Origin of the sequence: Mesorhizobium sp. M1307, assembly GCF_040318155.1 — a bacterium.
Taxonomy (GTDB): domain Bacteria; phylum Pseudomonadota; class Alphaproteobacteria; order Rhizobiales; family Rhizobiaceae; genus Mesorhizobium.
The window spans coordinates 87,085-105,274 of record NZ_JAMYLR010000012.1 but is presented as its reverse complement, the minus strand read 5'-3'; the positions used below and the strand labels follow the sequence as shown (position 1 = coordinate 105,274).

The window sequence follows — 18,190 nt, the reverse complement described above, 5'->3', positions numbered from 1 at the left end:
TCCCGGCGTTGCGCTCTTCAGTTCCCCCGCGCTGCCGCCAGTGCGCCAGGCAGTTCCTCGGCAAAGATGTCGAGCTCGTGGTCGAGGCCGACAGTGACCCGGATGCAGCGGTCGAGAACCGGCACCATCGGCTTGCGGATGAAGACGTCGCGTGACAACAGCGCCTGCAGCACTTTCAGTGCGAAGGCGCCGTCGCGGCCGCAGTCGATGGTGACGAAATTGGTCGCCGAAGCCAGCGGCTTCAGCCCGTTCGCTTCGGCTATTGCGGCGATACGCCCGCGGCCGGCGGCGACCCGCGCCACAACGCTATCCAGCCAGGCCTGATCGGCAAGCGCCTCGACACCGGCGATCTGCGCCATGCGGCTGACGCCATAGTGGTTGCGGATCTTCTCAAAGTCCCGAATCACCTGGGCCTCGGCCACCGCATAGCCGCAGCGTACGCCGGCCAGCCCATAGGCCTTGGAGAAGGTGCGCATGCGGATGACGTTCGGCCGCGCGACATCGATCGGCGGCAGCGCTGAGGCTGGCCCTAATTCGCCATAGGCTTCGTCGAGCACCAGCATTGTGGTCTCCGGCAAGGCTTCGATGAAGCGGCTGAGCTCGGCGGCTTCCCACCAGCTGCCCATCGGATTGTCCGGATTGGACAGGTACACCAGTGGCGCCTTTTCCCTGGCCACTGCCGCCAGCAGGCCGTCGAGGTTTTCCCGATCGTTCTCGTAGGGCACTGCGACCAGCCGGCCGCCGACGCCGGCAACATGAAAGTTGAAGGTCGGATAGGCGCCTAGCGAGGTCACCACCGCATCGCCCGGCGCCACATACATGCGCGCAACCAGGCTGAGCAGCCCGTCTATCCCTTCGCCGACGACGACGTTTTCGGCGCCGACACCGAGATGCCTAGCTACGGCTACCTTCAAATCGTGATTGTCAGGGTCGCAGTACATCCACATGTCGCCGGCAATCTCGGCCATACGGGCAACGACGCGCGGCGAAGGGCCAAAGCTGCTCTCGTTGGCGCCGATACGGGCGCGAAAGGCGCGGCCGCGGTCGCGCTCCTGCGCCTCAGGGCCGACAAACGGCACCGTGGAGGGAAGCGCGGCGATGAGCGGCGTAAGGGGAGGGCGCATGGCAAAGGCTCATTCGAAAAGGGGCCTTCTTGCTAGCCTGCCGGCTTGGCCTGCGCAAGTTCCGCGGCAGGCGGGAACGTCAGGCTGGATTCTCCCGGATCATTTTGCTAGCGAGACATCATGAGCAACCGACTGCCGCCCGCTTGGTCCAAGCACATAAAGTCCCGCCCGGCGCCGAACGTGCAACCGCCGAAAGCGAAACCGCCGTCGCGCGCGCAGGCCGACGATGCGCTGCTGCGACAGGCGTATGGCTTGCAGCAGGCCAAGCGGTTGGCCGAGGCTGAGGAACTGTGCCGTCGCGTGCTGGAGCGCACGCCCAACCATCCCTTGGCTTCGTACATCATGGGCACGCTATTCGTCGGGCTCGACGATGAAATGGCGCTGCGATATTTGGCCCGAGCCGTCGGCGAGGAGCCTCAAAACCCCTTTTATCACCTTAGTCTGGGTGAAGTTTATCTAAAAGTCAGCGAATATTCGCCCGCAATCAGGCATATTCAGCAAGCATTGAAGTTGAAGCCCGATTTGCTGGAGGCGCTTTGCGCATTGGGACGCGCTTACGTCGAATTCGACAAGGCTGACATGGCTGTCCCGGTTTACGAGAAAGCGCTCAAGATCAACCGTGATCATCCTCGCGTTCGGACAGGACTGGCCAGCGCACTCACCGGTCTCGGTCGCGTGGACGAAGCCGAAGTCTATCTGAAAGAAGCGATCGAACGTCGCATCGCGATGCCCGCTGCCTATAACGAGCTTGTGCATGCGCGCAAATTCACCGAAGAGCCGGCCGAACTTAAGTCCATTCTGCGCGAACTGGGCTACCCAAAACTTGACCCCGAAAGTGCGATGAGACTTCATCACGCAGCCGGCAAGGTGCTGAACGACCTTGGGCGCTACAAAGACGCGATAGATCATTTCAAGAAAGGCAAGCGGGCCGCAGGCTATAAGTTTGACCTGGAAGCCTATCGCCGCTGGGTCGACTCTACGATCGAACTCTTCAACCCGGACATGGTGGCTGCCAAGGCGGGTCATGGAAGCCCATCGGAAGTGCCCGTGTTTGTGTTGGGAATGCCCCGGTCGGGGACCACCCTGACCGAGCAGATTTGCGCGAGCCACCCGGATGTTCACGGCGCAGGAGAACTGAGCAAGCTAAGGCGAGCCGCAAATGCTACCGGCCTCACCAGGCTTTCGGCACGGGCTTTGGGCCAATCGATAGTGCCGATCACCCCTGACCTGTCCAAAATCCTGGCCGAGGAGCACCTGTCCTACCTTCGTGAGCGTGCGCCGACCGCACTTCGCGTCGTCGACAAAATGCCCCAGAATTTCGAACTGATCGGTCTCATAGGCCTTCTCTTTCCCAACGCGCGGATTATTCACTGTCGCCGCGACGCCATCGACAATTGCCTCTCATGTTTTTTCCTGAATTTCTCCAAGGGACACAGCTACATCGCCGACCTGCAGACGCTCGGGCTGTACTACCGTGAATACGATCGCCTGATGCGGCATTGGGACAAGGTTTTTCCAGGACGCATCTTCGAAAATCGCTACGAGACGCTGGTTGCGGATCAGGAGGCACAATCGCGCCGTCTTATCGATTATCTTGGATTGCCCTGGGACGATGCCTGCCTGCGCTTCTTCGACAAGGAGGGATCGGTCAACACGGCCAGTCGCTGGCAAGTCCGGCAGCCGATCTACAGGTCATCTGTCAAGCGCTGGAAAAACTATGAGGGCAAGATCCAGCCGCTGATCGACGCCTTGGGCGACCTAGCCGAACTTTGAACAAGGAGGGCGCCCGACAGGATAGGCCAGCCCTTCAGGCCAGGCTGGATTCTCCCGGACCATTTTGCTAGCGAGACATGATGAGCAACCGACTGCCGCCCGCTTGGTCCAAACACATAAAGTCCCGCTCGGCGCCGAAAGTGCAGCCGTCGAAAGTGAAATCGCCCTCGCGCGCGCAAGCTGACGACATGCTGCTGCGACAGGCGCTCGAACTTCAGCAAGCCAAGCGGCTCCCGGAGGCGGAGGAATTATGCCATCGCGTTCTCGCCCGCACGCCCAACCACCCGCTTTCGCTCTACATCCTCGGCACGTTGGGGCTCGGTATCGACGACGAGTTGGCTCTCAAATATTTTGCGCGGGCAGTAAGCCAGACGCCTCAGAATCCATATTTCCACCTTAGCCTGGGAGAGGCCGGTCTGAAGCTTGGCGACAGCTTGCTTGCGATCAGGCACCTGCAGCGCGCCTGCGAATTGAAACCCGATCTGGTGGAAGCGCTTTGCGGACTGGCGCGTGCCTACGTCAACTTCGACAAGGCCGAGATGGCTTTGCCCCTTTACGAGAAGGCGCTAAAGATCAACGGCGACCATCCCATGGTCCGGATTGGTCTGGCTGGTGCGCTCACCAGCCTCGGCCGCATGGACGAAGCCAGAGCCTATCTCGATCAGGCAATAGAACGTCGCGTCGATGTTGGGGCAGCCTACAATTACCTGGTCGACACGCAAAAGTTCACCGAAAAACCTGCCGAGCTCGACTCTATCCTGCGCGAACTCTCCAATCCCAGGCTCGAACCCGTTGCTGCATCGCAGCTCCACCACGCGGCAGGCAAAGTGCTGAACGATCTTCAGCGCTATGAAGAGGCGATAGACCACTTCAAGAGGGCGAAAAAGGCCGCTGGTCACGATTTCGACCTGGAGTACTACCGCCGAAGCGTCGATTCCATGATCGAGATATTCAGCCCATCACTATTGGAAGCCAAGGCTGGCCACGGCAGTCCGTCTGAAGTGCCTGTGTTTGTGCTGGGCATGCCCCGGTCGGGGACGACGCTGACGGAGCAGATCTGCGCGAGCCATCCGGATGTCCATGGCGCCGGGGAGCTTACGAAGCTGCGGCGAATCGCGAACTCGATGGGCTTTAGAACACTGTCGGATGAAGACCTGCGCAATTCGATTATGTCGATGACGAGGGATCAGTCGAGGGCGCTGGCCGAAGAATACCTGTCTTATCTGCGCCAGCACGCGCCTGCCGCGCCCCGCATCGTCGACAAGATGCCGCACAACTTCGAGTTTATCGGCGTCATTGGAATTCTCTTTCCCAACGCACGCATCATTCATTGCCGGCGCGATGCCATCGACAATTGCGTCTCCTGCTTCGTCTTGCATTTCACCAAGGACCACGGCTACAACGCCGACCTTGAGACACTCGGGTTGTACTACCGCGAATATGATCGCTTGATGCGGCACTGGGACAAGGTCTTTCCCGGACGTATTTTCGAAAGCCGCTATGAGACGCTGGTTGCGGATCAGGAGACGCAATCGCGCCGTCTCATCGATCATCTCGGCTTGCTTTGGGACGATTCCTGCCTGCGCTTTTTCGAGAGGAGCGGATCGGTCAATACCCCCAGCCGCTGGCAGGTCCGGCAGCCGATCTATAGTTCATCCGTCAAACGCTGGAAAAAGTATGAGAGCGCAATTCAGCCGCTGATTGACGCCTTGGGCGATCTGGCTGAAATTTGAACAAGTAGGATGCGCCCGATCGGCCGAGGTCGATCGTGACTTGCTGTCGAGATACATTGATCCGGTAGGCCAGCTCTTCAGATCGGCCCAAGTTTTTCTTTTGCACGAACAAGCGTGCGGAGCGAGCATTGCATTCGACCAGCCCTGCGATCGGCTGCTCAGCAGCAGCCTGCATTATGCATCGAGAGTTGACAGCTGCGTCGCGCCGATACGAAAAACCCGGCGGTTGCCCGCCGGGTTCAATCTCAATCTAGCTCGGACTGTTAGAATGAGCGCTGGAAGCGGAGCATGCCGCCGACGCTGTCCTTGTCGTCGGCATTGGTCCAGTTGCGATCGTAGGCTTTGTCAAACTGGCCGTCGCGGGCCCAATCGACTTCGGCAGTGATCGTGAGACCGGGAACGATATCGTAGGCAATGTTCGCGGCGACGCCGTAGTTTTTGTCATCGTCAGCCGACGCCTGGAGGTTGAACGAGGTCTTCTCGTTTATGGTGTAAGTGCCACCACCCCAGACTGCCCAGTTGCCGCCCCATTGCTTGTAGAAGTTGCGGTCGATGTTGTCGTCCGAACCGTAACCGGCCATGAGGAACAGTGTCAGGTTCTGTATCGGCGTAACGTCGACGCGAACCTTGCCGGCCCACTCCTCCCAGGTGCTGTCATAGGCGGCGACACCGGTGATCGAGCCCCAGCCCTGCGTGTATTTGATACCGCCGACGACATACGGGACATAGCTGTCGATGGAATCATTGCCGCTGTTGCTGTCTTGGAAAATGCCAGGATCCGCAGCGGCACTGCCCGAACCGGTTTCCAACGATGCCACGGCCGAGAAGCCGTTTCCGGCATCGAAGTAATACTGGACGACGTTGGTGTCGAAGCCGCCGTAGGGGACCAGCGTATCCTGAATGACGTTGCCGGCGTAGCCGATGAAGGTATCAAAGGCCGATTCGTCCTTGCCGACGCGCAGACCACCAAGCTGGACCCAGGCAAAGTTCAGCGAAACGCTCGTACCGCCGTTAAAGTTGTCATCAAGGTAATCGTTGTGGTTACCCCAGTTGAAGCGGGTCTCGGTGTAGGTCTTCAGGGTGCCGAGCTCGGTTTCCTGGCCGGTCCAGGTCTTCAGCGTGAAGCGGGCGTGCTTGTAGTAGGTATCCTGCGAGTCGCCGTCCTGCTGATCGGTGGTCTTTGCACCGTCGAATGAGCCGACGTCACCGATGCCGATGTCATAGCGGACATAACCGCCGATGCGCAGGCAGGTTTCGGTGCCGGGGATGTAGAAGTAGCCAGCGCCGTAGACGTCGCAAATCTTGACGTATTCAGCGGGTTCCGGCTCGGCGACAACGACGGCGTCGGCGGCGCGCGCACCGGAAACTGCGATCAGTGCCGCAGCGGAGCCGAGAAGAAGGCTCTTGATGTTCATTTTCTGACCTCCAGTCAGAATCGGGACGGTGGCCGGCGAAAAGCAGCTCGTTGGGTCCGTTTTTATTTATATTTCAAATAGATAGTCCTAAGGCCGTCAGTGAGGCCCTGTCGGCCAAAAACGTTTACTCGCAAAGGCCTTGGCCCGAACCGGTCTTGAAATATCGCTCGAGTTGCCGCGCGTTGGCCTCGGTTTCAACCCCGATGTAGGCCTTCAAGATTACAGGCAGATAAGCCTTAGTCGAAGTCACATAGCCTGATCGGTGCGAATCAAAACGGCGTCGAAGATCGTTGGTCGATCCGACATCGCCGTTACGGAGTTGCAGAAATTAGACGTACCACATGGTCCCCCTACGCTACTTCGTAGCTTCGGGCGACACCCTACGCCCAAAATGCGGTTTCGGGTGGCCTGCCACCCAAAGCCCGCAGGGCGTAGGGTGGCGGAGAGGATGGGATTCGAACCCACGAGAAGCTTTTGACCTCTACTCCCTTAGCAGGGGAGCGCCTTCGACCACTCGGCCACCTCTCCGTTGCGCCGGTGGATAAAGAAAAGCGCCGGCACAATCAACAAGCTGACGCTATTATCCTTGAAAAATCGACCCTTCGCCAAAGCGCCGCGCGGCGATATGGCGATTCTGCGGCAATTCCCCGGTTCGCGACTCGGGCCATGGTCACATTTCGGGCCGACCATCGCCGGAATCCGCCGTTTGCAACGGCTTGCGAAGGGCTGTTGGTTAACGGGAGCTTTCGGAGTGAGGCCAAATCGTGTCATTTGTGCAACAACGCTGGGGTATAGCGCCAACACAAACCTTTTGCCGGTACGATCGTGGTTGAACGCCGCCGTCTCATGGGTAATGTCGGGTTTGAAGGAGCGGCGCGGTGCGCATCTTTTTCGGTAGTGGGGATGGGGCAGGGAACGCTGTCCTTCAGCAAAGAATACCCAGACCCGTTTTTTAACTTTTGACTGGAGGTCAGAAAATGAACATCAAGAGCCTTCTTCTCGGCTCCGCTGCGGCACTGATCGCAGTTTCCGGTGCGCGCGCCGCCGACGCCGTCGTCGTCGCCGAGCCGGAACCCGCTGAATACGTCAAGATCTGCGACGTCTACGGCGCTGGCTACTACTACATCCCCGGCACCGAAATCTGCCTGCGCATCGGCGGCTATGTCCGCTATGACATCTCCGTGGGCCAGGCTGGCTCGTTCGACGGCGCCAGGTACCAGGACCTGTCGGATGCCTTGGATGGTGAAGACAACGTCAACGACGGCTATTACAAGCAGGCTCGCTTCACGTTGAGGACCTACACCGGCCAGGAAACCGAGATGGGCACCTTGAAGACCTACACCGAGACCCGCTTCAACTGGGGAACCGGTTATCAAGACGTGCCTGGGTTCGACGAGCACTTTTCCAGGTTTGGTAGCAGAGGCGTTTCGCTGAATTTCGCCTGGATCCAGCTCGGTGGTCTTCGCGTCGGTAAGGACGAAACAGCCTTCAACACGTTCACCGGCTACGCCGGCAACGTCATCCAGGATACGATCGTTCCCTACGGCGGCTTCGACACCAATGTCGTCCAGTACTACTTCGATGCCGGCAACGGCTTCTCGGCCGTGGCGTCGTTGGAAACCGGTGAAGGCTTTATCCTTAACAGCGCCAATACTGCCATCACTCTCGGTCACGACTCGGTCGACAGCTATGTTCCGTATCTCGTTGGCGGCGTGAAGTACACGCAGGGCTGGGGTTCCATCAGCGGTGTTGTTGCCTATGACAGCAGCCTGGAAGAATGGGCCGGCAAGGTTCGCCTCGACGTGACGCCGATGCAGAACCTGTCGCTGTTCCTGATGGCCGGCTACGGCTCTGACGACAATCTCCCGCGCAACTTCTACAAGCAGTGGGGCGGTAACTGGGCAGTCTGGGGTGGTGGCACCTACACCATCAACGAGAAGACCTCGTTCAACCTGCAGGCGTCGTATGACGAAGCCAAGGAAGCTGGCGTCGCGGCCAATATCGCCTACGATATCGTTCCCGGCATGACGATCACGGCCGAAGTGGACTGGGCTCATAACAGCCACCACATCGATAGCGACTCGCTGCCCGGTTATGAATACAACTGGACCGGCATCCCGGGCGACAAGAAAAACGCCGTTGGCGGCTTCCTCCGCTTCCAGCGCTCGTTCTAAGGGCTGGACTTAAGGCAAGTGAAATCCAGCCCGGGCGCCTTAACGCCCGGGCTGTTTTTGTTTTCGCGACTGGTCGCAAACAGAAGGAAAAGGGGGTTCGGTAGCTGAACAGGGTTGTGGAACGATGTCGTTGGGATCCGCCACTGGTGGATGAAATCGGCCACAACGCTTAAAACTCTTGAAAGGGCACCGCCAAGCAGGTAGGTCTAGGCCTATCCACTCGGGGGTGTGGCGAATAATGACGAACGATGCGATTCAAGAGGGAGGAACCTCTGATCATTTTTCGATGTTTTCTTCTCAAACTGCAAAAATAAAATACAGTTACAACAAGATACGAGAAGTAAAGTCGCACAGGATCGGAGAACTTTTTTCAGCATACCGGGACATACTTTGGGATGACGGGCGGCATAAATACAATGTCAGCTCCTTCATCGGCGAAATAGACGAGATCCTCCTTGGGGAGCGTTTCAGCGCCTTTGACCAAAGCACCCTCGACAATCTTATCGGCACCTTGCGCCAGCGCGGCAACAGCAACGCAACCATCAATCGGAAGATGGCTGCCCTCAGCAAACTGCTGCGCAAGGCTCACAAGATGGGAGATATCCACAGCCTGCCCGAGTTCCGCCGCCAGAAGGAGCGGGCGGGACGGATTCGTTTCCTCGAAAGGGACGAGGAGGCCCGGCTGTTCGCTGCCATCAAGAGCCGCAGCGAGGACGCTTATCGGCTTTCCGTCTTTCTCGTCGACACCGGTTGCCGCCTCGGCGAAGCGCTGGGTTTGATCTGGAACGATATCCAGGAGCACCGCGTCAGTTTCTGGATCACCAAATCCGGCCGCAGCCGCACCATTCCGATGACCGAGCGGGTAAAAGAGGTGATCAAGCTGCCGGCCACCGAGGGCCGCCGGCCCAAAGGCCCGTTCACCAAGCTCAGCCAGGCGCAGTTTCGCGCCATCTGGAACGATGCCAAGGCCGAAGTCGGGCTTGGCGCCGACGATCAGGTCGTGCCGCATATATTGCGCCATACTTGCGCCTCGCGTCTCGTCCAGGGCGGCATCGACATCAGGCGTGTGCAGATGTGGCTCGGTCACCAGACGCTGTCGATGACCATGCGCTACGCCCATCTGGCCACCAACGATCTCGATGGCTGCGTCACCGTGCTGGAAACGCCGCGGTGCAGTGGCGCGGACAGAGGCGGTGCAAGCGCTTTGTCTTCTCCACCTCCGGCGAGGCGAGAGCCAAAAAGCGAGCCGGCCGGAAGCAAGGCCCCAAAGCCCGCAAAGAGAAACGCCAAGTCCTGACGGATCTGACGTGAGACATCAGCCCGCTCAGGGTTGCGCTGCCCCTCATTGCCCTGCCGGGCATTTCTCCCCGTATAGCGACGGGGAGAAAGGCGTCCTTGCGAAAGAGTCGCTAATCCCCAGCGTTGCAGACACCTCCCTTCTCCCCGTCGCTATACGGGGAGAAGGTGCCGGCAGGCGGATGAGGGGCAGCGCCGACATCGATAAAAAGTATTTCACCGCTAATTCCAACGGAACTGTCAGCGGCCGTCGGAATGCTTTGACCGACGCAAAACCTGCGCGTGAATTACTTCGCTCGGTCGAGCTTTACTTCCTGCCACCCCGCCGCTCCGCCCGATCGAAAAAACCAGCGATCCTGCCCGGCAGGATCCCGGACTCCAAAAACGGTGCATGGCCCTGGCCGTCGGCGGTGATCGTCTCGATATCGGTATGGCGCGTCCGCATCTGCTCGAGCGTTTCGGCGGACAGCAGCTTCGAATTGGCGCCGCGTATGACGAGCATCGGGATGGCCGCCAGCGCGTCGAACTGTGGCCAAAGATCGGGCAGCGGCCGGCTGGGATCGAGCCCCGCCAGCGTCTCGACCAGTTTCGGATCGAAATCGGGCAGAAATCCCTCCTCGGTCTCGCGGTAGAGGGCTGATGCCATCCGCTCCCAATCCGCATCGGTCAGCGCCGCAAAATCCGCGCCATGGGTGCTGCGCAGGCCGCGGACCACCTCTGCGTACGTCTTCGGCCTGGGCGCGAGGTCGAGATAGGAGCGGATATGGGCGAGACCTTGCGCCTCGATCACCGGGCCGATGTCGTTGAAGACGATGGCCTTCAGCACGGCCGGCCGCATCGCCCCGAGCACATGGATGATCAGTCCGCCGCGCGACGTCCCAATGAAGGCTGCCTTCTCGATGTTCAGCGCCGCCAGCCCGGCAAGGATATCGCCCGCCTCGCTGCCGTTATTGTAATGGGCGATATCGGCATCGTAGGCGGACTGCCCGCGCCCGCGATAATCGAAGGCGACAACCCTGCGCTTCGCCTGCGTCGACAGATAAAGCGCCAATTCGTGAAAGTCACGGCAATTGCGGGTCAGGCCGGGCAGGCAAACGACTGGCCAGTGGCCGGAATTCGCTTCGCCGTAGATGCGGGCGTGCAGGGACAGCCCGTCCGGCGCGGCGTAGAAGAAATCGGAGAAGCCTTCGTCGTTTGGCATGTACACTCGATTCCGTGCTGCTGTCAGATCGTTGCGACTGCTACAGGCGAGGGCAGGGGCGGTCAAATTGGGGGCTCTTCCTTCTCTCCTTGTGGGAGAAGGTGGATCGGCGCGTTAGCGCCGAGACGGTTGGGGGTGTTGGACGGAGCGTTGTCGGAACCAAGCTGGAGCACCCCTCATCCGACCGAGCTTCGCTCGGCCACCTTCTCCCACAAGGAGAGAAGGAAAGGCTAACCCCGGCCGTTCACCAGATCTCCGACAATATCGTACTTGCCGGAGATACGCATCTTGTAGACCTCGTAATTCTCCATCACGCGCTGAACGTAACTTCTTGTTTCCGTATAGGGAATCCGCTCGATCCAGTCGACGACTGCATCGACGTCCTTGCCGCGCGGGTCGCCGTATTTCGTCACCCACTGGGCGGCGCGGGCGGGGCCGGCATTATAGCCGGCGAAGGTCAGCACGTAGGAGCCGTCGAAGCGGCCGAGCTGCTCGCCGAGAAAGGCGGCGCCCAGCGTTGCATTGTAGCCGGCATCAGTGGTCAGCCGGGCCTGCGAGAAAGTCATGCCGGCCTTCTTCGCCAATTGCTTGGCCGTGCCTGGCATCAGCTGCAGCAGTCCGCGTGCGCCGGCGCTGGAGACGGCGCCGATGTTGAACTCGCTTTCCTGGCGGGCAATCGCATAGGCCAGCGCCTTGCCCGAGCCGGAAATGTTGGCGGTGTCGGGAATGACGCCGAGCGGATGCGACAGCGCGCCGACGTCGATGCCACGTGCGCCGGCGATCTTGCCGACCTTCAGCGCCATGAAATGGTTGCCTTGTCTTTCCGCCAGCATCGCAAGCAGCGCCAGTTCGCCGGGGCTGCTCAACTGCCCGGCAAGGTCGCGGTAGAGGGTTTCGGCATAGCGGTCATAGCCTGCCTGCTGCAGCCGCTCGATGGCGCTGACCGCCTCGCGGGTGGCAAAATTCCGGCGGTCGGCGGCACTTGGCTGGGGGTAGACGATGTTGAGGGTCTGCCGGCCGACGCGCTCGCCGGCGAGCTGGCCGTAAAAGGTCGTGCCGTAGCTGGCGGCGCGGCTGAAATAATCCTTGGCACTGCCGGGACCGCCGAGTTCGGCGGCACGGCCGAGCCAGTAATAGGCGCGCGACAGCGACATCGGCCCTTGGGCGAGCTCCGCGATTTGCGCAAAATGCTTGGCGGCGGTGCTCGGGTCGTTGAGGCCGCGCAGCGCGTACCAGCCTGCATGGAATTCCGCCTCGGCAGCATTGGCGGGACTTTCGGCGGCATGCGCGGCGACTATTCTGTAGGCGGTCTTCATGTCGCCCTGGTCGACCAGCTCGCGCGACAGCACCCGGCGTTCGACCCACCAGGCGTCCGGATCGACCAGAGCGTCGCGGTCGCCCGGCGCCTTCAGCACCAGCGCGGCGGCATCGGAAAATTTCTGTTGCTTGCGCAGATATTCGGCTTCGGCAAACAGATAGCCGGCCGCCCGCTGCGCTGCCGGCACCGCCTTCAGCAGCTTGGCCGCGTTCTTGTCGCCTTTGGTGACTGCCGCCCAGGCATCGGCCAATTGCTGGGCGCCGGCGAGACCGGCGACGCGCAGCGCCGAAGCGACCCGATCGGCATAAAACATGCGCTCCATGCGGAAGCGATGGTCGGCGGCCGGGATCAGCGCGCCGAACTCGCGGATGACCGCCGCCTCGTCCGTGGCTTCGAGCTTTTCGGTGCGCCAGAATGGCGACAGCACCGAGCGCGCCGCCTTCGTATCGCCCAGCGCTACATAGGAGCGGGCAAGGATCACCACGCCCTCGAAGGTCAGCGGCTGGCTGCCGTCGAACGCCCGCACCACGACCTGTGGCGCGGGGTTCTCGCGATAGAGCGCGCGCTCGCTGTTCTTGCGCAAGGCGATCGTGCCCGGCCAGTTCGGCAGCATCTTCGCGGCATCGGCGATGTCGCCGCTCGGCACCTGGTCGTCGCCATAGAGCGCAATCGCCCAGGCAAGGATGTGCCGATCGAGCGATTTGGCCGGCAGCGCTTCGCGCACTTGGCGCGCGCGCTGAATGTCGTTTGCCGCCAGCGCATCGAGACCGCTCTTCAGCGCCGCGACCCTGGCGGATGGCGAAGGGGACTGCTGCAGTGCATCGTTCTGCGGCTCCGTCATCGGGATCGCCGACGTGACCTGCCCATCGACGCTGCCGCCGATCGCCGCGCCGGGGATCAGCACAACGATCGCGCCGAGAAGCGCGAAAAGATGAGGCCGCCTGGTCGGCATGGATTTGGTCTTTTCCTATTTCTTCGATGCTACAGCTGGCACAGATGAACTGCAGCCTATTCGTCTGTGATGAAGGGCCCGTAAAGAAAACCTTATCGAGGTCGTTCGAATTGCAATTGCTGGCGCAATGCTTGCCGGGCAACAATGTCGAGACTATGGTGCGCCGCTTCGCTTTCGGCTAGAAGGCGCGCACGACAAACACCTACAGCGCCGCGCGTCTTCTCAGACGCGCAAACGACGCTGTAGCAATTTAAATTTGGCGCATGATCCTTTCCGAAATCGACTGCGATTTTCGGGGTCATGCGCTAGTCCCAAGGAGTTGGACGACATGCTAAGAGGCTCGCTGACCGCGCTCGTCACACCGTTCGAAAAGAGCGGCCGTTTCGACGAGAAAGCCTTTCGCGCGTTCATCGCCTGGCAGATCGCCGAAGGCACGACGGGCGTGGTCCCGGTCGGCACCACCGGCGAGTCGCCGACGCTGTCGCATGACGAGCACCGCCAAGTCGTCAAGGTTTGCATCGAGGTCGCCAAGGGCCGGGTTCCGGTCGTCGCCGGCGCCGGCTCCAACAACACCGACGAGGCGGTCGGCCTGGTCCAGTATGCCGAGAAGGCGGGCGCCGACGCGGCCCTTGTCGTCACGCCTTATTACAACAGACCGACGCAGCGCGGCCTCTATGCGCATTTCGCCGCCGTCGCCAAGGCGACCAGCCTGCCGATCATCATCTACAACATTCCACCGCGCTCGGTGGTCGACATGAGCCCGGAGACAATGGGGCAATTGGTGCACGACTTCAAGAACATCGTCGGCGTCAAGGATGCCACCGGCAAGGTCGAGCGGGTTTCGGAGCAGCGCGCCACCTGCGGCAAGGATTTCATCCAGCTCTCCGGCGAAGACGCCTCGGCGCTCGGCTTCAACGCGCATGGCGGCGTCGGCTGTATTTCGGTGACGGCAAATGTCGCACCCAGGCTTTGCGCTGAATTCCAGGAGGCAACGCTTTCCGGTGACTGCGCTAAGGCGCTCGACCTGCAGGACCGTCTGTTGCCGCTGCACAAGGCGATTTTCATGGAGCCCGGCGTTTCCGGCGCGAAATATGCGCTGTCGAAGCTGGGCAAGGTCGAGAATGTGCTGCGCTCGCCGCTAATGACGGTCGAGCCGTCGACCGCCGAGAAGATCGACGCGGCGATGAAGCACGCCGGCTTGATAAACTAAGGATGAGGCGCCACCTCTCCGCATCATGAATCAAGTCAGAAAAGCCGATCCCAACAACAAGACCGTTGCGGAAAACCGCAAGGCGCGGTTTTCCTATGAGGTGCTCGACACGATCGAGGCCGGCCTGGTGCTGACCGGTACGGAAGTGAAATCGCTGCGCCAGGGCCAGGCCAATATCCAGGACAGCTACGCCTCGGTCGAGGGCGGCGAGATCTGGCTGATCAACTCCTATTTGCCGGAGTATCTGCAGGCCAACCGCTTCAACCATGAGCCGCGCCGCCGCCGCAAACTGCTGCTCAACAAGCGCGAGATGGCCAAGCTGGCGCAAAGCGTCGACCGCGAAGGCATGACGCTGGTGCCGCTGAAGATCTACTTCAACGACCAAGGCCGTGCCAAGCTGCTGCTCGCCGTTGGCCGCGGCAAGAAGCTGCACGACAAGCGCGAGACCGAAAAGCAGCGCGACTGGTCGCGCGAGAAGGGCCGGCTGCTGAAGGAGCGAGGGTGAGGAGCGGCCCGCGAAGCGGAGGAAAAGCCAGCGATTTGGCTTTTCGAGCGACGAACGCCCGGAGCCGTAGCGGCGGGCAGGGCGGACCAAAAGGGATAGGTCTCGTTTGAAAAACCGGATCGTCTTATGGGGCGCGGCCGGTCTGCTCGTGGCGGGCCTCGTTCTGGCCGGCGGCTATACCTACTTCCAGACGTTTTCTCCGGACCGCGGCAAATATCCGGTCAGGGGCATCGACGTCTCCCATCATCAGCGGCAGATCGACTGGCGGCGTGTTGCCGCCGACGATGTCGCCTTCGCCGTGATCAAGGCGACGGAAGGCGGCGACCATGTCGACGATGCCTTCGCCGCCAATTTGCACGCGGCCCGAGCCGCCGGCCTTGCCGTCGGTGCCTATCATTTCTTCACCTTCTGCAGGCCGGGTGCGGATCAGGCACGCAACTTCATCTCGGTGGTGCCGCGCGATCAGCCTTTGCTGCCGCCGGTGGTAGACATCGAGTTCGGCGGCAATTGCCCGCAGCGGCCAACCCCCGAACAGCTGAACGCCGAGCTTTCCGCCTTCCTCAGCCCGGTCGAGGCGGCGTTCGGCAAGACGGCGATCCTCTATGTGACCGACGAGGCGGCGCAAGCCTATGCCGGGCAGCTAGCCAGCCGCCCGCGCTGGCTGCGTTCGCTGGCGCTGCGGCCGGGCCATGACAACTGGATCTACTGGCAGTATCACAACCGGGGCCGCGTCGACGGCATCAGCGGCGACGTCGACCTGAATGTTCTCCAGGGCGGACCTGCGACGCTGGCCGCATTGTTTGCCGCAGCGCCTGAAGCGACAGCGTCGGATTGACGCTATTCCTGTCCACCAAAACACCCTCGATGGCCCGAAGACAGAGCGACGAAGCGTTCCCCGTGTGGCTATTCATATCGCAGGCGGCGCCGTGCTAAGTACATTTAATGCCGGAGCGCCCTTCATCAACCAATGACAGCAACGCCCCGCCTGCTGCGACGGACGGCGGCGACGCCCGCCTGGCATTTGTTTATGCGGAGGCGGTGCGTGGCCTCCAGCACCAGCAGGGCGTGGTTGAAAGTCTCAATACGCGCGCCGGCAATCTGATCTTCGCAACCGCGTTCGCGAGTTCTCTCCTCGGAGGCAGGGCGCTCCTGGATGGCGTGGGGCCTTGGGACTGGCTGGCGCTGACATTGCTTTTTCTTATCGGGCTGCTGGTCGCGATTATGGTGTGGCCGTATTATAACTATACGTTCCGTTTCGATCCAGAGAAGCTGCTCCAGGACTTCGTCGATCAGCACACTCCCGCAAACCCTGGACGGGATGCACCGAGCGCTTGCGCTGCGCATCAAATCCGACATGGCCAGCAATTGGCGGATCATCCAACGCCTGCGCGTCGCGCTGCAGCTTGCACTCTTTCTGTGGTTGCTGGATCTCCTGGCCTGGTTGTTCGCGATCGCCCGAATCTAGGGCTTGCCAGCGGGCCTCGTCCGACTCTATGTCTTCAGAAAAGCTTCTATCTGACTGAAGACGTTGACGAACATCGCTTCCGTCAACACGCCGGTATTGGTGTTGTAGCGCGAGCAATGATAGCTGGAAAACAGCGTGATGCCATTGGCCTGCTGCTGCCCACCATGCCGGAACGGATAGGCGGCAACGCGTTGGCCGAGCGCCCGCACGGTCGACTGGTGCGCGATCGAGCCAAGCGCCAGCACCGCGCGCAGATTTGAAAACCGTGCGATCGTCGGCACCAGGAACGTCCGGCAAGTCGCTATCTCGGCGCCAACCGGCTTGTTCTCCGGCGGCACGCAGCGCACCGCATTGGTGATCGCCGTACCGACAAGCTCCAGCCCGTCATCTGGTCGCGCTTTGAATTCGCCGCGCGCAAAGCCGTGCGCGATCAGCGTGTTGTAGAGCAGGTCGCCGGCAAAATCGCCGGTGAAGGGACGCCCCGTCCGGTTTGCCCCGCGCAGGCCCGGCGCCAGCCCGACGATCAGCAGACGCACTGCATCCTCGCCTTCCGGCGGCAAAAAGGTCGGCACCGGCGCGTTGAACCAGGACGGCTCGCGCCGCCGCCACTCGGCGATGAAGTCGTGCAACCGCGGGCAGAGCGGGCAATCGCGATCGGGTTCGGGGGAGACGACCAGGGGCGCGGTCAAGGCAACGACCGTCAATAGTCTTCCTCGTCGACTTCGGCCGGTTCGGGCCGGCGCACCGGCCGCTCCGACGGATCGCGGCCGACTTCATTCTTGAGCGTCATCAAGTCGATGAAATGGTCGGCCTGGCGGCGCAGATCGTCGGAGATCATCGGCGGCTGCGAAGCCATGGTCGAGACGATCGACACCTTGCGCCCGCGCCGCTGCAGCGCCTCGACCAGCGTGCGGAAATCGCCGTCGCCCGAAAAGATGACATAATGGTCGACGACATCGGCAAGCTCGAGCGCATCGACGGTCAGCTCGATATCCATATTGCCCTTAATCTTGCGCCGGCCGGTCGAGTCGGTGAATTCCTTGGCCGGTTTGGTCACCACCTTGAAGCCGTTATAGTCGAGCCAGTCGATCAGCGGCCGTATCGAGGAGTATTCCTGATCCTCGACCAGCGCGGTGTAGTAATAAGCGCGCAGCAGATAGCCGCGTTTCTGGAAGCTCGCCAGAAGTTTGCGGTAATCGATGTCAAAGCCCAGCGCGCGCGAGGTGGCGTAGAGATTGGCACCGTCGATAAAGAGAGCGATTTTTTCACGAGGATCGAACATGGAAAATGTCCTTTTTCGAAATAAGCGGTCGTCTAAATGGGTGGCGACTATCGGCCGGTCTGATAATAGACCTGTTGGCCTTCATCGTTCGAGATAACGCCAGTTTTACGGCAATCCAAGGCACCATGGCGCACCGCAAGCAATTGTGATCGGCGCTGTGTCGCCGCAGGCGGCCCGCGTCAGAGCTGCGCACCGCCATAAAAGCTTGTATTTTGGCGGCGTTCGGGTTATGGACCGCGCCTGTTTTCCATCAAATCCAGGCATGAAAGGGGCAACTCATGGCCCGCGTAACCGTTGAAGATTGCATCGACAAGGTCGACAACCGCTTCGAGCTGGTGCTCTTGGCCGGCCACCGCGCCCGTCAGATCAGCCAGGGCGCGCAGATCACCGTACCGCGCGACAACGACAAGAACCCGGTCGTTGCGCTCCGCGAAATCGCCGAAGAGACGCTGTCGCCGGATGACCTCAAGGAAGATCTCATCCATTCGCTGCAGAAGCATGTCGAGGTCGATGAGCCGGAAGCCGATGGCGAGGCGATTGCCGACCAGACCGGCAGCGCCGTTGCAGCCACCGATGCCGACGACGCCGAGGACAACGTCACCTTCGATCGCATGACCGAAGAAGACCTGTTGGCCGGCATCGAAGGCCTGGTGCCGCCGGAAAAAAGCGACGATTATTGATCTTAGCGACAACTGCCGACACTTTCGCGTCGGCAGTTTCGTGGCTATCTATGACATGCGCC

Annotated in this window: 16 protein-coding genes and 1 tRNA gene; 8 read left to right on the top strand and 9 right to left on the bottom strand. The window is 60.9% G+C overall.

Going from position 1 to position 18,190, the window contains the following annotated elements:
* Positions 1-17: 17 nt before the first annotated feature.
* Positions 18-1,124 carry a pyridoxal phosphate-dependent aminotransferase gene (locus tag NKH16_RS16605; RefSeq protein WP_352449016.1) on the bottom strand — a complete coding sequence of 369 codons (1,107 nt, stop codon included), beginning with the start codon at positions 1,122-1,124 and terminating at the stop codon, positions 18-20.
* Between the two features lie 120 nt (positions 1,125-1,244).
* On the opposite strand from NKH16_RS16605, the gene NKH16_RS16600 reads away from it, so the two are divergent.
* Both NKH16_RS16600 and NKH16_RS16595 read left to right on the top strand, forming a co-directional pair.
* Positions 1,245-2,897: a tetratricopeptide repeat-containing sulfotransferase family protein gene (locus NKH16_RS16600; RefSeq protein WP_352449015.1), complete on the top strand. Its 1,653-nt coding sequence runs from the start codon at positions 1,245-1,247 to the stop codon at positions 2,895-2,897.
* An 80-nt stretch (positions 2,898-2,977) separates the two neighbouring features.
* Positions 2,978-4,630 carry a tetratricopeptide repeat-containing sulfotransferase family protein gene (locus NKH16_RS16595; protein WP_352449014.1) on the top strand — a complete coding sequence of 551 codons (1,653 nt, stop codon included), beginning with the start codon at positions 2,978-2,980 and terminating at the stop codon, positions 4,628-4,630.
* A 263-nt stretch (positions 4,631-4,893) separates the two neighbouring features.
* Here the strand turns inward: NKH16_RS16595 and NKH16_RS16590 are convergent, their stop codons facing one another.
* The 3 genes from NKH16_RS16590 to NKH16_RS16580 form a co-directional block, all read right to left on the bottom strand.
* Positions 4,894-6,045, bottom strand: a complete 1,152-nt coding sequence (locus NKH16_RS16590; RefSeq protein WP_352449013.1) for a porin — start codon at positions 6,043-6,045, stop codon at positions 4,894-4,896.
* Between the two features lie 124 nt (positions 6,046-6,169).
* On the bottom strand, positions 6,170-6,295 hold the full coding sequence (locus NKH16_RS16585; protein ID WP_352449012.1) for a hypothetical protein: 126 nt from the start codon (positions 6,293-6,295) through the stop codon (positions 6,170-6,172).
* Between the two features lie 187 nt (positions 6,296-6,482).
* Positions 6,483-6,573, bottom strand: a tRNA-Ser gene (locus NKH16_RS16580).
* Positions 6,574-7,022: 449 nt separating this feature from the next.
* Here NKH16_RS16580 and NKH16_RS16575 point away from each other — a divergent pair.
* A complete protein-coding gene (locus tag NKH16_RS16575) occupies positions 7,023-8,219 on the top strand; it encodes a porin (protein WP_352449011.1) in 1,197 nt (398 codons plus the stop codon).
* Between the two features lie 238 nt (positions 8,220-8,457).
* On the top strand, positions 8,458-9,516 hold the full coding sequence (locus tag NKH16_RS16570; protein ID WP_502895000.1) for a tyrosine-type recombinase/integrase: 1,059 nt from the start codon (positions 8,458-8,460) through the stop codon (positions 9,514-9,516).
* A gap of 306 nt (positions 9,517-9,822) precedes the next feature.
* On the opposite strand, the gene NKH16_RS16565 is transcribed toward NKH16_RS16570, so the two are convergent.
* Together NKH16_RS16565 and NKH16_RS16560 are read right to left on the bottom strand one after the other, a co-directional pair.
* Positions 9,823-10,716 (bottom strand): alpha/beta fold hydrolase, encoded by an 894-nt coding sequence (locus tag NKH16_RS16565; RefSeq protein WP_352449010.1) that lies wholly within the window; start codon positions 10,714-10,716, stop codon positions 9,823-9,825.
* Positions 10,717-10,946: 230 nt separating this feature from the next.
* Positions 10,947-12,986: a lytic transglycosylase domain-containing protein gene (locus NKH16_RS16560; protein WP_352877200.1), complete on the bottom strand. Its 2,040-nt coding sequence runs from the start codon at positions 12,984-12,986 to the stop codon at positions 10,947-10,949.
* A gap of 328 nt (positions 12,987-13,314) precedes the next feature.
* Between NKH16_RS16560 and dapA the strand changes: the two genes are divergently transcribed.
* The 3 genes from dapA to NKH16_RS16545 all read left to right on the top strand — a co-directional run bounded on the left by dapA (position 13,315) and on the right by NKH16_RS16545 (position 15,536).
* On the top strand, positions 13,315-14,196 hold the full coding sequence (dapA, locus tag NKH16_RS16555; protein ID WP_352449009.1) for a 4-hydroxy-tetrahydrodipicolinate synthase: 882 nt from the start codon (positions 13,315-13,317) through the stop codon (positions 14,194-14,196).
* Between the two features lie 25 nt (positions 14,197-14,221).
* Entirely contained in the window at positions 14,222-14,701 is a 480-nt protein-coding gene (smpB, locus tag NKH16_RS16550) for an SsrA-binding protein SmpB (protein ID WP_023768487.1), read from the top strand.
* A 106-nt stretch (positions 14,702-14,807) separates the two neighbouring features.
* Positions 14,808-15,536, top strand: a complete 729-nt coding sequence (locus NKH16_RS16545) for a glycoside hydrolase family 25 protein (protein ID WP_352900457.1) — start codon at positions 14,808-14,810, stop codon at positions 15,534-15,536.
* 125 nt (positions 15,537-15,661) lie between these two features.
* On the opposite strand, the gene NKH16_RS16540 is transcribed toward NKH16_RS16545, so the two are convergent.
* The 3 genes from NKH16_RS16540 to NKH16_RS16530 all read right to left on the bottom strand — a co-directional run bounded on the left by NKH16_RS16540 (position 15,662) and on the right by NKH16_RS16530 (position 17,448).
* Positions 15,662-16,078 carry a hypothetical protein gene (locus NKH16_RS16540; protein WP_352900455.1) on the bottom strand — a complete coding sequence of 139 codons (417 nt, stop codon included), beginning with the start codon at positions 16,076-16,078 and terminating at the stop codon, positions 15,662-15,664.
* Positions 16,079-16,192: 114 nt separating this feature from the next.
* Positions 16,193-16,870 (bottom strand): uracil-DNA glycosylase, encoded by a 678-nt coding sequence (locus tag NKH16_RS16535; protein ID WP_352771598.1) that lies wholly within the window; start codon positions 16,868-16,870, stop codon positions 16,193-16,195.
* Positions 16,867-17,448 (bottom strand): LabA-like NYN domain-containing protein, encoded by a 582-nt coding sequence (locus NKH16_RS16530; protein WP_023677774.1) that lies wholly within the window; start codon positions 17,446-17,448, stop codon positions 16,867-16,869. Before NKH16_RS16530 ends, NKH16_RS16535 begins: the two co-directional genes overlap by 4 nt.
* Before the next feature lie 278 nt (positions 17,449-17,726).
* On the opposite strand from NKH16_RS16530, the gene rpoZ reads away from it, so the two are divergent.
* On the top strand, positions 17,727-18,128 hold the full coding sequence (rpoZ, locus tag NKH16_RS16525) for a DNA-directed RNA polymerase subunit omega (protein ID WP_023677773.1): 402 nt from the start codon (positions 17,727-17,729) through the stop codon (positions 18,126-18,128).
* The last annotated feature ends 62 nt before the right edge of the window (positions 18,129-18,190 follow it).

Coding starts and splice junctions, on each gene's coding strand:
- NKH16_RS16560 (WP_352877200.1), bottom strand. CDS start 12,986: ATGCCGACCAGGCGGCCTCATCTTTTCGCGCTTCTCGGCGCGATCGTT.
- NKH16_RS16565 (WP_352449010.1), bottom strand. CDS start 10,716: ATGCCAAACGACGAAGGCTTCTCCGATTTCTTCTACGCCGCGCCGGAC.
- NKH16_RS16595 (WP_352449014.1), top strand. CDS start 2,978: ATGAGCAACCGACTGCCGCCCGCTTGGTCCAAACACATAAAGTCCCGC.
- NKH16_RS16605 (WP_352449016.1), bottom strand. CDS start 1,124: ATGCGCCCTCCCCTTACGCCGCTCATCGCCGCGCTTCCCTCCACGGTG.
- NKH16_RS16530 (WP_023677774.1), bottom strand. CDS start 17,448: ATGTTCGATCCTCGTGAAAAAATCGCTCTCTTTATCGACGGTGCCAAT.
- NKH16_RS16540 (WP_352900455.1), bottom strand. CDS start 16,078: ATGATCCGCCAATTGCTGGCCATGTCGGATTTGATGCGCAGCGCAAGC.
- NKH16_RS16590 (WP_352449013.1), bottom strand. CDS start 6,045: ATGAACATCAAGAGCCTTCTTCTCGGCTCCGCTGCGGCACTGATCGCA.
- NKH16_RS16575 (WP_352449011.1), top strand. CDS start 7,023: ATGAACATCAAGAGCCTTCTTCTCGGCTCCGCTGCGGCACTGATCGCA.
- NKH16_RS16570 (WP_502895000.1), top strand. CDS start 8,458: ATGACGAACGATGCGATTCAAGAGGGAGGAACCTCTGATCATTTTTCG.
- rpoZ (WP_023677773.1), top strand. CDS start 17,727: ATGGCCCGCGTAACCGTTGAAGATTGCATCGACAAGGTCGACAACCGC.
- NKH16_RS16600 (WP_352449015.1), top strand. CDS start 1,245: ATGAGCAACCGACTGCCGCCCGCTTGGTCCAAGCACATAAAGTCCCGC.
- dapA (WP_352449009.1), top strand. CDS start 13,315: ATGCTAAGAGGCTCGCTGACCGCGCTCGTCACACCGTTCGAAAAGAGC.
- smpB (WP_023768487.1), top strand. CDS start 14,222: ATGAATCAAGTCAGAAAAGCCGATCCCAACAACAAGACCGTTGCGGAA.